The sequence below is a fragment of the Streptomyces sp. NBC_01306 genome (assembly GCF_026340465.1).
GTDB lineage: Bacteria > Actinomycetota > Actinomycetes > Streptomycetales > Streptomycetaceae > Streptomyces.
This window is the reverse complement of record NZ_JAPEPC010000001.1, coordinates 6,062,501-6,074,768: the sequence shown is the minus strand read 5'-3', so window position 1 is coordinate 6,074,768 and position 12,268 is coordinate 6,062,501. Positions and strand designations below refer to the sequence as shown.

Sequence of the window (12,268 nt, the reverse complement as noted above, 5' to 3'; positions counted from 1 at the left end):
CCCCGCCGCCACGGCCGGTGCCACTCCCCGTACCGCCGGTCCAGCTGCTGATTCAACTGCCGATGGTGCTGCTGCTTCCGTCACTGCGGCCCCTCCGCCACTGCACGCTCCACATCCGCCGGATCGAGCGCGGGCGCGTCCGCCCGCAGCCACAGAAAGTACTCGACATTTCCCGAGGGTCCCGGCAGCGGGCTGGCGGTGACACCCCGTACGCCGAGTCCGAGCCCGGCCGCCTGCCCGGCCACGGTCCGCACGGTCTCCGCCCGCAGTTCGGGGCTGCGGACCACGCCTCCGCTGCCCAGCCGGTCCTTGCCGATCTCGAACTGCGGTTTGACCATGAGCACCAGGTCGGCGTCCGGCCCCGCGCACCGCGCGAGAGCGGGCAGCACCAGACCGAGCGCGATGAAAGAGAGGTCTCCGACGGCCAGGTCCACGGGTGTTCCGCCGATGTCCTCCAGCGTCAACTCGCGTACGTTCGTGCGGTCCTTGACGGTGACGCGGTCGTCGCTCTGCAGCGACCAGGCGAGCTGCCCGTACCCGACGTCCACCGCGACGACCTGCGCGGCGCCCGCCCGCAGCAGGACGTCGGTGAAGCCGCCGGTCGACGCGCCCGCGTCCAGCGCCCGCCGCCCCCCGACCCGCAGGCCGAGCGGTGTGAAGGCCGCGAAGGCGCCCGCGAGCTTGTGCCCGCCGCGCGAGACGTAGTCGGGATCCGTGTCGTCCTTGCGTACGACAACGGCGGCGCTCGTCTCGACCTGGGTGGCCGCCTTGGTCGCGGTGGCGCCCTTGACGGACACCCGTCCTGCCGCGATCAGCTGGCTCGCGTGCTCCCGCGAGCGGGCGAGACTCCGGCGGACCAGCTCGGCGTCGAGACGCCGGCGTGCCACTCCTGCCACGTTCGGTTCAGCTCCTGCTGTTGTGAGGGACGTTCTGAGGGACCTCGTGAGGGGCGGGGCCCCGGGCCGGGGCCGGAGGTCCGGGCGGTGCGTCCAGCGCGTCCAGCGCCTCACGCAGCCCACGGTGTACATCTTCGTACACCTCGACATGTCCGTCGGCAGCGAGGTGGTCGGCGTCGGCCAGCCGGCCGAGCACCCGGTCCACGCCGTCGTTCCCGGTGGGCGTGCGGACGACTCCCAGCGGCGCCGGGGCATGTTCCGTACCGCCCGGGCCGTCCTGACCGTCCTGGCTCCCGGCCTGCGCCCCGGGGGGCTCCGGCATCGCGTCACTCATGCCCAGACGCTACCCCGAAGCGCTGCGGTACGGTCGATCACGATGGCGACGACAGAAGAGTGCCGCAGCGCCCTCGACAGGCTCTCGGACAACATGACAGAGGCGAACAGCCAGGTACGCAGCGCGGCGGCACTGGACCGCTCGCTGAGCTGCCACATCACCGACCTGGACGTCACCTTCACCGGGCGTCTCGTGGATGGCCGGATCCAGGTGCTCGACACCGTCGCGGGACCACCGCCCGCGAAGGCGGAGATCCGGCTCGCGATGAAGGGCGACGATCTGGTGGCCCTGGTGGCGGGCGAGCTGAACTTCGCGAAGGCCTGGGGCTCGGGCCGGGTGCGGCTCGAAGCGGGCTTCCGCGATCTGCTGCGCCTCAGGACACTGCTGTAGCCGTCCCCGCGGTACGCACCCGGCGCCCGGCGGGCACCACCAGCGGTGTCCCCGTCTCGGGGTCGTCGATGATCTGGCAGCGCAGCCCGAACACCTTCTCCACCAGACCCGCCGTGACCACGTCGGCGGGCGGTCCCTCGGCGACGATCTCGCCGTCCCGCATGGCGATGAGGTGGGTCGCGTAGCGCGCGGCGTGATTGAGGTCGTGCAGTACGGCCACCAGCGTGCGCCCCTGCGTCTCGTGCAGCTCCGCGCAGAGGTCGAGCACGTCGATCTGGTGCTGGATGTCGAGGAAGGTCGTCGGCTCGTCGAGGAGCAGCAGCGGGGTCTGCTGGGCGAGCGCCATCGCGATCCACACGCGCTGGCGCTGACCGCCGGAGAGCTCGTCCACATAACGGTCGCCGAGCCCGCCGATCCGCGTGGCGGCCATCGCCTCCTCGACGATGCGCTCGTCGTCGGGCGACCACTGGCGCAGCAGACCCTGGTGCGGGTAGCGGCCGCGGGCCACCAGGTCGGCGACCGTGATGCCGTCGGGGGCGATGGAGGACTGCGGGAGCAGCCCCAGCGTCCTGGCCACCTTCTTGGCGGGCATCGAGCCGATCGCCTGCCCGTCGAGGAGCACCCGCCCCTGCGAGGGCTTCAGCATCCGCGACAGGGCGCGCAGCAGGGTCGACTTGCCGCAGGCGTTGGGGCCGACGATGACGGTGAAGGAGTTGTCGGGGATCTCGACCGAGAGGTTCTCGGCGATGACCCGCTGCTCGTAGCCGAAGGTGACCGATTCGGCGGTGAGTCGCTGCATGGAGGTGCTCCTGGTTGTCATCATCAGATCCGTCCTGCCTTGCGTTCGGAGACCAGCAGCCACAGCAGATAGCAGCCGCCGAGCACCCCCGTCACGACTCCCACCGGCAGCTGCCGGTCCCCGAAGGCCCGCTGTGCGATCCAGTCGGCGACCACCAGCAGGGCCGCGCCCATAAAGGCCGACGGGAGGAGGTTGGCGCCCGGTGAGCGGGTCAGCCGCCGGGCCAGCTGGGGCGCGCTGAGCGCCACGAAGGCGATCGGCCCCGCCGCGGCGGTGGCCACCGCGGTCAGCAGGACCGCGGCCAGCATCAGCACCAGCCTGGTCCGCTCGACCCGTACGCCCAGGGCGTACGCGGCGTCGTCGCCCATCTCCAGCATCCTGAGGTTGCGCCCGTACCCGAGTACCAGCGGTATCAGGACCGCACAGGTGACCAGCAGCGGCCAGACCTGCGACCAGTCGCGGCCGTCGAGCGAGCCGGTCATCCAGACGACGGCGCGGGTCGCGTCGACCAGATTGGCCTTGGTGAGCAGATAGCTGTTGCAGGCGGTGAGCATCGCGGCGGCGCCGATGCCGACGAGGACCAGCCGGTAGCCGTGCACACCGCGCTTCCACGCCAGCATGTACACGGCGATTCCGGTGGCCAGACCGCCGACGATCGCGCCGCCGGCCACCGCGGTCGCCCCGCCGTGGAAGAGCACGATGACAGCGAGCGCACCGACACTGGCCCCCTGCCCGAAGCCGATCACGTCCGGACTGCCCAGCGGATTACGGGAGATGGACTGGAAGACCGCTCCCCCGATGCCCAGCGCCGCCCCGACGAGGAGGCCGACGAGCGCTCTGGGCAGCCGCAGGTCGTTGACGATGAACTCCTGGGCGGTGGTGCCGCTGCCCAGCAGGGTGCGGATCACGTCCGCGGGTGCCATCGGGTAGTCACCGCTCCCGATGAGCACGACGGCGGCCGCCAGGGCGACCACGGCCAGCAGTACGACGACGACCGCGGTCCTGACCTCGACCCGCAGGGAGAGCCCTCCCGGGGTCCGTATCGCGTGGATCGCTTTCACAGCTGAGTCATCCTCCGGCGGCGTACGAGAAAGATGAAGATGGGGCCGCCGATGAGCGCGGTCACGATGCCGACCTGGAGTTCGGCGGGCCGGGCGACGATCCGGCCGACGACGTCGGCGCCCAGCAGCAGGACGGGCGAGAGGACCGCCGCGTACGGCAGCGTCCAGCGCATGTCGGGTCCGGTGATGGCCCGGACGATGTGCGGAACCATCAGCCCGATGAAGACGATCGGCCCGCAGGCGGCGGTCGCCGAACCGCAGAGCAGCGTGACGGCGACCATCGCGAGCACCCGGGTGCGCGTCAGATGCGCGCCGAGCGACCTGGCCGTGTCGTCGCCGAGGGCCATGGCGTTCAGGGGGCGGCCGAGCAGCAGCGCGACCAGCAGACCGGCCGCCACGAACGGCCACACCTGCGAGACCGTCGCGGACGTCGCCGATGCCAGCGAACCGACCGTCCAGAAGCGCATCTTGTCCAGCGCGGCCGAGTCCAGCAGCTCCACGGCGTTGACGTATCCGAACATCGCGTACGTGGCGGCCGTGCCGGCGAGCGCGAGCCGTACCGGGGTGGCGCCGCGGCTCCCGCTCAGTACGTAGACGAGCACCGAGACCACCGCGGCGCCCGCGAACGCGAACCACACATAACCGGTGAAGGAGCTGACGCCGAGAAAGCTCATCGCGGAGACCACGGCGGCGGAGGCACCCGCGTTGACACCGAGGATGCCGGGCTCGGCGAGCGGATTGCGGGTGAGCGCCTGCATCACCGCTCCCGCGACCCCGAGCGCGGCTCCTACGAGGACCCCCAGCAGGGTGCGCGGTATTCGCACATCCTGGATCAGGACGTCGTCGGCGGTGCCCGAGCTGTGCGCCAGGCCGTGCCATACATCGCTGAGCGGCACCGCTTTGGCGCCGAGCGCGATGCTCGCCACGACGACCAGGAGCAGCACACCGAGCGACAACAGCAGCCCGGCGGCGCGCGCAGCGTTGTGCTTCGGGGGCGCGGGGGCTTGCTCCGCGCTCTGTCTGGGGAGACTGTCGACCAACACGTAGTTAGGTTAGCCTACCCTCGCAACTCTTCGACTGGGAGGCTTCACCCGGAAGGTGAGGCGGGGGAAGCGGCGAGGTCCGCGTGACGGAGCACGGCGCGCGTTACAGCCCGACGCGCGTCGGAGCCCGGCGTACGTCAGAGCCCGATGCGGGAAATCACCTTGCCCGCGTCCGGACCGTACGTACCCTCGCCCGCCTCTGTCCAGGCCGCTGCGCACAGCGCCCGCAGCCCGTCCAGCGCGCCACCGTCACCGTCCACGGCCAGCTCACCGTCCCGTACCGAAGCGGTCCAGCCGCCGCAGCGGAACGCACCGCCCTCGCCGGTCACTTCGGGCTGACCGGTGAGCAACCCCCGCAGATCCGCGTCCACATAGGTCGGCCGGTGCTCCGGCCGGGCGGCCAGCAGCTGCGCCGCATCCGTCACGCCGGTCAGTACGAGCAGCGAGTCCACCCCTCCGTTGAACGCGCCCTCGATGTCGGTGTCCAGCCGGTCCCCGACGACCAGCGGCCGTTCGGCTCCGGTCCGCAGCACGGTCTCCCGGTGCATGGGGGGCAACGGCTTCCCGGCCACCTGCGGCTCGGCCCCGGTGGCGATCCGGACGACCTCGACCGCGGCGCCATTACCGGGCGCGATCCCACGTGCGCTGGGAATGGTCAGATCCGTATTGGAAACGAACCATGGCAGACCGCTGTTGATCGCGTATCCGGCCTCGGCGAACCGCGCCCAGGTCATGTCGGGACCGCCGTACCCCTGGGCCACCGCCACCGGGGAGTCCTCGGCCGAGTCCACCGGTTCCAGACCGCGTTCGCGCAGCGCGACCCGCAGCCCCTCCCCGCCGATGGCCAGCACCCTGGCCCCTTGCGGGACCTGATCGGCGATCAGCCGGGACACCGCCTGGGCCGAGGTGATGACATCGGCGGCCTCGGCGGGCACCCCCAGCTCGGTGAGGTGCAGCGCCACCGCATCCGGCGTCCGCAGCGCGTTGTTGGTCACGTACGCGAGGTGCATCCCGCCGTCCCGCGCGGTCCCGAGCGAGGAGACGGCGTGGACGATCGCCGCGCCGCCCGCGTACACCACCCCGTCCAGATCGAGCAGGGCTGTGTCGTACGTCTCACTCAGCGCTGTCCTCATGCCGTCCGGGCTGGTCCTGGTCTGCCGGGTCATCGCACTCCTCGATAGCTGTTCTTCTCCCGATCATCCCGTATGACGGATCCCCACATACCATGCACCAATGACTTCAAGTGGTCGGCATGCGGACACCGGACTGCGTCTTTTCCCTTTCCGCGGAGTGCGCTACGTTCCCGAACGCGTCGGCAGCCTCGCAGCCGTCACGTCTCCGCCGTACGACGTCGTGGTCAGACCGGACGGGCTGCTGCACCTGGAGTCCGCCGATCCGCACAACATCGTGAGGCTGATCCTGCCGCAGGCCGACACTCCGGCAGCCCGCAACGAGAGGGCCGCGGCGACCCTCTCCGACTGGCTCAGGGACGGCATCCTGGCCGCCGACCCCGAGGCAGCCCTGTATGTGTACGAGCAGCGCAACGGCGCTGTGCTCCAGCGCGGTCTCATCGGAGCACTGGCCCTCTCCACGCCCGAGGAGGGGGTGGTCCTTCCGCACGAGGACGTGATGGCCGACATCGTCGCGGACCGGGCGGCGCTGATGCGGACCACAGCCGTCAACTTCGAACCGCTTCTGCTGACCTACCGCAGCGACGACGGCACGACGGGGACAACGGACGCGGCAGACACAGCGGACACAGCAGGATCGGCGGGCGCGACGGCTGTCATCGAGCGGACCATAACCGGCCCCCCGCTGCTCGCGACGACCACCGAGGACGGCTTCAGCCACCGGCTGTGGGCCGTCACCGACCCGGCGGAGATCGCGGAGGCGCAGGCGGACCTGGCCGACCGCCAGGCCCTGATCGCCGACGGGCACCACCGGTGGGCGACCTACCTCCAGCTGCGCGGCGAACATCCGGGGCCGGGCCCGTGGGGGTACGGCCTGGTGCTCCTCATCGACACGGTTCACTATCCGCTCCAGGTACGGGCGATCCACCGGGTACTGCGCCGGCTGCCCGTCTCCGAAGCGCTGGCGGCGCTCGACGGCGCCTTCCGGGTCCGCACGATCGAAGCGCTCCCCGAGGCGCTGGCCGCCCTCGCCGACGCGGCAGCCGCGGGCAACGCCTTCCTGCTCGCCGGGGACGGCCGGTTCCATCTCGTCGACCGGCCGTCGGAGGAACTGCTGGCCCGAACCGTCCCCACGGACCACCCCACGGCCTGGCAGACCCTCGACGCGACCGTCCTGCACCACACGCTCCTGGACAAGGTCTGGTCGGTCCCGGACGCGCCTGAGCACATCGCGTACATCCATGCCACGGACGCGGCCGTCGAACAGGCGGAACGCCAGGGCGGCACAGCTGTTCTGATGCATCCGGTACGCGAAGAGGTCGTCCGGGAGCTGGCCCGCCGAGGAGTGACGATGCCCCGCAAATCGACCTCGTTCGGCCCGAAACCGGCGACCGGGCTCGTGCTGCGCAGCCTCACCATCGACTGAATCGCGCCATACGGAGAAGGGCCGCACCCGGCGTCCGGGTGCGGCCTTTCTCGTTGTCAGTTCACTGACCGATCGGCCAGGGCCGGACGGCGTTCATCAGTCCCGGCTGCCGGCAGCGCTGTCGCCGTCGCTGTCCACGCTCCGGTCCGGGGCATCGGCCTGCGGCTCGTCGGACTCGTCGTCCGACTCGTCCTCGACGTCGACGAACTCGACGCCCTCCAGCTCGGCGAGCCGGTCCGACGCGTCCGTCGAGCCGTCCTTGTCGGACTCGATGGTCTTGGCGAACCACTCACGCGCCTCGTCCTCGCGTCCCGCAGCGAGGAGCGCGTCGGCGTAGGCGTAGCGCAGCCGCGCGGTCCACGGCTGTACGGAGTGGGACGCCAGCTCCGGGCTCTGCAGCGTGACGATCGCCGCGTCGATCTGTCCCATGTCGCGGCGCGCACCGGCGGCGACCAGACGCATCTCGACCTGTCCGGCCTTGTCGAGCCTCTGCACCTCGGGCTCTCCGGCCATCGCCATCGCCCGCTCGGGCCGGCCCAGACCGCGCTCGCAGTCCGCCATGACGGGCCAGAGGTCGACCGTGCCGGTCATCCGCTTCGTGGCACGGAACTCGGCGAGCGCCTCCGTGTACTTCTGTGTCGCGTACGCGGCGAACCCGGCCGCCTCGCGCACAGCGGCGACCCGGGAGGCCAGCCGAAGGGCGATACGCGAGTACTCGTACGCCTCTTCGGGGTCCTCATCGATCAGCCGGGCGACCATCACCAGGTTCTTCGCGACATCCTCGGCGAGGGTCTTGGGCAGGCTCATGAGCTCCTGCCGTACGTCCTTGTCGATCTCCTGGCCGGTGACGTCCTCCGGGATGGGAAGCCGCTTCACAGGCTCGCGGTCCCGGTCGCGGTCGTCCCGCTGGAAACCGCCGCCACGCTCGTCACGCTGGCCGCCCCGGTATCCACCACGGTCACGGTCATCGCGCTGACCGCCGCGGAACCCGCCACGGTCACCACCGGAGGGACGGCCGCCGCGGTCGCTGCCCCGGTCGTCGCGCCGGCCGTAGCCGCCACCGCTGGGACGGTCGTCACGACGGAAGCCACCACCGCGCTCATCATCCCGACGCGGAGCACCGGACGGACGGTCATCGCGGCGCGGAGCACCGAACGAACGGTCATCACGCTGACCGCCACGGAACCCACCACGGTCACCACCGGACGGACGGCCACCACGGTCACCGCCCCGATCGTCGCGACGCTCAAAACCGCCACCACCACCGGGACGCCCACCACGGCTGTCATCACGACGATCATCACGCCGGTCACCACGACTGTCGTCACGCCGGAACGACGGCCGGTCATCACGACGGGCAAACCCACCGCCGCTACCACCCGGACGCCCACCACGGTCGTCATCACGGCGCGGACCACCGGACGGCCGGTCGTCACGCCCACCACGGAACCCGCCGCGGTCGCTGCCCCGGTCGTCGCGCCGGCCGTAGCCGCCACCGCTGGGACGGTCGTCACGGCGGAAGCCACCACCGCGCTCATCGTCCCGACGCGGGCCACCGGACGGACGGTCATCGCGGCGCGGAGCACCGAACGAACGGTCATCACGCTGACCGCCACGGAACCCACCACGGTCACCACCGGACGGACGGCCACCACGGTCACCGCCCCGGTCATCGCGACGCTCAAAACCGCCACCACCACCGGGACGCCCACCACGGCTGTCATCACGCCGGTCACCACGACTGTCGTCACGCCGGAACGACGGCCGGTCGTCACGACGGGCAAACCCACCGCCACTACCACCCGGACGCCCACCACGGTCACCACTGGAAGGGCGGCCGCCACGGTCGTCACGCTGGCCACCGCGGTATCCGCCGGCGCTGCCGGGCCGTCCGCCGCGGTCGTCATCACGACGGGGCCCACCCGACGGCCGGTCGTCACGGCCACCACGGAAACCACCACCGGCACCGGCGGGTCGCCCACCACGGTCGTCCCGGCGCGGGCCGCTGGACGAGCGGTCGTCACGGCCACCACGGAACCCACCGGCTCCGCTGCCACCGCCACGGCTGCCACCGCGGTTGTCGTCGCGACGGAAGCCACCACGGTCGTTGTCCCGGCTCGGGCCACTGGATCGATTATCACGACCACCGCGGAATCCGCCCTGGTCACCGCCGTCCCGGCGACGCGGCTCGCGCTCCGGTCGGTCGTCGGGAGAGTTGGTGGACATGGGTGGGGCTCCTGTCTTCGGGTACCGCAGTCATTCTCACGCAGTCGGCGATCCGACGCGCTTCGGGAAATAAAAAAAGGACCTTTGGTCCCAGCGCTGAACGCTGGGACCAAAGGTCCTTCAAAGATTGTTCGGCGGCGTCCTACTCTCCCACAGGGTCCCCCCTGCAGTACCATCGGCGCTGAAAGGCTTAGCTTCCGGGTTCGGAATGTAACCGGGCGTTTCCCTAACGCTATGACCACCGAAACCCTATTTGGGCTCTAGCGAACAAGCACACTCTTCAATTAAGTAAGTGAAACAAGTTCCGCCGGCACGATAGTTCGTGGCCTGGGAACAACACAGTGGACGCGAGCAACTGAGGACAAGCCCTCGGCCTATTAGTACCAGTCAGCTCCACCCGTTACCGGGCTTCCACATCTGGCCTATCAACCCAGTCGTCTACTGGGAGCCTTAACCCCTCAAAGGGGGTGGGAATACTCATCTCGAAGCAGGCTTCCCGCTTAGATGCTTTCAGCGGTTATCCTTTCCGAACGTAGCCAACCAGCCATGCCCTTGGCAGGACAACTGGCACACCAGAGGTTCGTCCGTCCCGGTCCTCTCGTACTAGGGACAGCCCTTCTCAATATTCCTACGCGCGCAGAGGATAGGGACCGAACTGTCTCACGACGTTCTAAACCCAGCTCGCGTACCGCTTTAATGGGCGAACAGCCCAACCCTTGGGACCGACTCCAGCCCCAGGATGCGACGAGCCGACATCGAGGTGCCAAACCATCCCGTCGATATGGACTCTTGGGGAAGATCAGCCTGTTATCCCCGGGGTACCTTTTATCCGTTGAGCGACAGCGCTTCCACAAGCCACTGCCGGATCACTAGTCCCGACTTTCGTCCCTGCTCGACCCGTCGGTCTCACAGTCAAGCTCCCTTGTGCACTTACACTCAACACCTGATTGCCAACCAGGCTGAGGGAACCTTTGGGCGCCTCCGTTACTCTTTAGGAGGCAACCGCCCCAGTTAAACTACCCATCAGACACTGTCCCTGATCCGGATCACGGACCGAGGTTAGACATCCAGCACGACCAGAGTGGTATTTCAACGACGACTCCACAACCACTGGCGTGGCCGCTTCAAAGTCTCCCACCTATCCTACACAAGCCGAACCGAACACCAATATCAAACTGTAGTAAAGGTCCCGGGGTCTTTCCGTCCTTCTGCGCGAAACGAGCATCTTTACTCGTAGTGCAATTTCACCGGGCCTATGGTTGAGACAGTCGAGAAGTCGTTACGCCATTCGTGCAGGTCGGAACTTACCCGACAAGGAATTTCGCTACCTTAGGATGGTTATAGTTACCACCGCCGTTTACTGGCGCTTAAGTTCTCAGCTTCGCAACCCCGAAAGATCACTAACCGGTCCCCTTAACGTTCCAGCACCGGGCAGGCGTCAGTCCGTATACATCGCCTTACGGCTTCGCACGGACCTGTGTTTTTAGTAAACAGTCGCTTCTCGCTGGTCTCTGCGGCCACCCCCAGCTCATGGAGTAAATCCAATCACCAAGAATGGCCCCCCTTCTCCCGAAGTTACGGGGGCATTTTGCCGAGTTCCTTAACCATAGTTCACCCGAACGCCTCGGTATTCTCTACCTGACCACCTGAGTCGGTTTAGGGTACGGGCCGCCATGAAACTCGCTAGAGGCTTTTCTCGACAGCATAGGATCATCCACTTCACCACAATCGGCTCGGCATCAGGTCTCACCCACATGTCATCCGGATTTACCTGGATAACGGGCTACACCCTTACCCCGGGACAACCACCGCCCGGGCTGGACTACCTTCCTGCGTCACCCCATCGCTTACCTACTACCACCTTGGTTCAGCGGCTCCACCACTCCCCTTTCCCCGAAGGGTCCAGGACGGCTTCACGGCCTTAGCATTAGAGGATTCAGTATTGGGCGTTTCAAAGCGGGTACCGGAATATCAACCGGTTGTCCATCGACTACGCCTGTCGGCCTCGCCTTAGGTCCCGACTTACCCTGGGCAGATCAGCTTGACCCAGGAACCCTTAGTCAATCGGCGCACACGTTTCTCACGTGTGTATCGCTACTCATGCCTGCATTCTCACTCGTGAACCGTCCACAACTCGCTTCCGCGGCTGCTTCACCCGGCACACGACGCTCCCCTACCCATCCCAGCCCCCGTTGGGGGTATGTGCTGGAATGACACGACTTCGGCGGTACGCTTGAGCCCCGCTACATTGTCGGCGCGGAATCACTTGACCAGTGAGCAATTACGCACTCTTTCAAGGATGGCTGCTTCTAAGCCAACCTCCTGGTTGTCTCTGCGACTCCACATCCTTTTCCACTTAGCGTACGCTTAGGGGCCTTAGTCGATGCTCTGGGCTGTTTCCCTCTCGACCATGGAGCTTATCCCCCACAGTCTCACTGCCGCGCTCTCACTTACCGGCATTCGGAGTTTGGCTAAGGTCAGTAACCCGGTAGGGCCCATCGCCTATCCAGTGCTCTACCTCCGGCAAGAAACACACGACGCTGCACCTAAATGCATTTCGGGGAGAACCAGCTATCACGGAGTTTGATTGGCCTTTCACCCCTAACCACAGGTCATCCCCCAGGTTTTCAACCCTGGTGGGTTCGGTCCTCCACGACCTCTTACAGCCGCTTCAACCTGCCCATGGCTAGATCACTCCGCTTCGGGTCTAGAGCGTGCAACTCAAACGCCCTATTAGGACTCGCTTTCGCTACGGCTTCCCCACACGGGTTAACCTCGCTACACACCGCTAACTCGCAGGCTCATTCTTCAAAAGGCACGCAGTCACGACTGACAGTACAAGTACTGCCAGCGACGCTCCCACGGCTTGTAGGCACACGGTTTCAGGTACTATTTCACTCCGCTCCCGCGGTACTTTTCACCATTCCCTCACGGTACTATCCGCTATCGGTCACCAGGGAATA

The 12,268-nt window shown here is 67.7% G+C and carries 9 protein-coding genes, 2 rRNA genes and 1 pseudogene (1 of these 12 only partly in view); 2 read left to right on the top strand and 10 right to left on the bottom strand.

From position 1 onward, the window contains the following. Window positions 1-80: 80 nt before the first annotated feature. Entirely contained in the window at window positions 81-896 is an 816-nt protein-coding gene (locus OG385_RS26835; RefSeq protein WP_266858425.1) for a TlyA family RNA methyltransferase, read from the bottom strand. Between the two features lie 7 nt (window positions 897-903). Continuing rightward, a complete protein-coding gene (locus OG385_RS26830; protein ID WP_266858423.1) occupies window positions 904-1,230 on the bottom strand; it encodes a hypothetical protein in 327 nt (108 codons plus the stop codon). 42 nt (window positions 1,231-1,272) lie between these two features. Here OG385_RS26830 and OG385_RS26825 point away from each other — a divergent pair, with 42 nt between their 5' ends. Further along, entirely contained in the window at window positions 1,273-1,620 is a 348-nt protein-coding gene (locus tag OG385_RS26825) for an SCP2 sterol-binding domain-containing protein (protein WP_266858421.1), read from the top strand. Here OG385_RS26825 and OG385_RS26820 read toward each other — a convergent pair. From OG385_RS26820 to OG385_RS26805, 4 genes are all read right to left on the bottom strand, one after another. Further along, window positions 1,604-2,443: an ABC transporter ATP-binding protein gene (locus tag OG385_RS26820; protein WP_266858419.1), complete on the bottom strand. Its 840-nt coding sequence runs from the start codon at window positions 2,441-2,443 to the stop codon at window positions 1,604-1,606. The genes OG385_RS26825 and OG385_RS26820 overlap by 17 nt on opposite strands. Next, window positions 2,443-3,480 carry an iron chelate uptake ABC transporter family permease subunit gene (locus OG385_RS26815; protein WP_266858418.1) on the bottom strand — a complete coding sequence of 346 codons (1,038 nt, stop codon included), beginning with the start codon at window positions 3,478-3,480 and terminating at the stop codon, window positions 2,443-2,445. The genes OG385_RS26820 and OG385_RS26815 overlap by 1 nt, the downstream gene beginning before the upstream one ends. Continuing rightward, window positions 3,477-4,520 (bottom strand): iron ABC transporter permease, encoded by a 1,044-nt coding sequence (locus OG385_RS26810; protein WP_266861183.1) that lies wholly within the window; start codon window positions 4,518-4,520, stop codon window positions 3,477-3,479. Before OG385_RS26810 ends, OG385_RS26815 begins: the two co-directional genes overlap by 4 nt. Window positions 4,521-4,660: 140 nt before the next feature. Continuing rightward, the gene (locus OG385_RS26805; protein WP_266858417.1) at window positions 4,661-5,689 is read right to left on the bottom strand and encodes an HAD hydrolase-like protein; all 1,029 of its coding nucleotides are present in this window, start codon (window positions 5,687-5,689) and stop codon (window positions 4,661-4,663) included. Window positions 5,690-5,756: 67 nt separating this feature from the next. On the opposite strand from OG385_RS26805, the gene OG385_RS26800 reads away from it, so the two are divergent. After that, window positions 5,757-7,079, top strand: coding sequence for a DUF1015 domain-containing protein (locus tag OG385_RS26800; RefSeq protein ID WP_266858416.1), 1,323 nt, complete (start codon window positions 5,757-5,759; stop codon window positions 7,077-7,079). 96 nt (window positions 7,080-7,175) lie between these two features. On the opposite strand, the gene OG385_RS26795 is transcribed toward OG385_RS26800, so the two are convergent. The 4 genes and pseudogenes from OG385_RS26795 to OG385_RS26780 all read right to left on the bottom strand — a co-directional run. Next, a complete protein-coding gene (locus OG385_RS26795; RefSeq protein ID WP_266861182.1) occupies window positions 7,176-7,886 on the bottom strand; it encodes a tetratricopeptide repeat protein in 711 nt (236 codons plus the stop codon). A gap of 516 nt (window positions 7,887-8,402) precedes the next feature. Further along, window positions 8,403-8,756, bottom strand: a pseudogene (locus OG385_RS26790) (RNA helicase); the annotation flags it as partial. A 678-nt stretch (window positions 8,757-9,434) separates the two neighbouring features. Beyond that, window positions 9,435-9,551, bottom strand: a 5S ribosomal RNA gene (gene rrf / locus OG385_RS26785). A 111-nt stretch (window positions 9,552-9,662) separates the two neighbouring features. Then, a 23S ribosomal RNA gene (locus tag OG385_RS26780) occupies window positions 9,663-12,268 on the bottom strand (it continues 518 nt past the right edge of the window).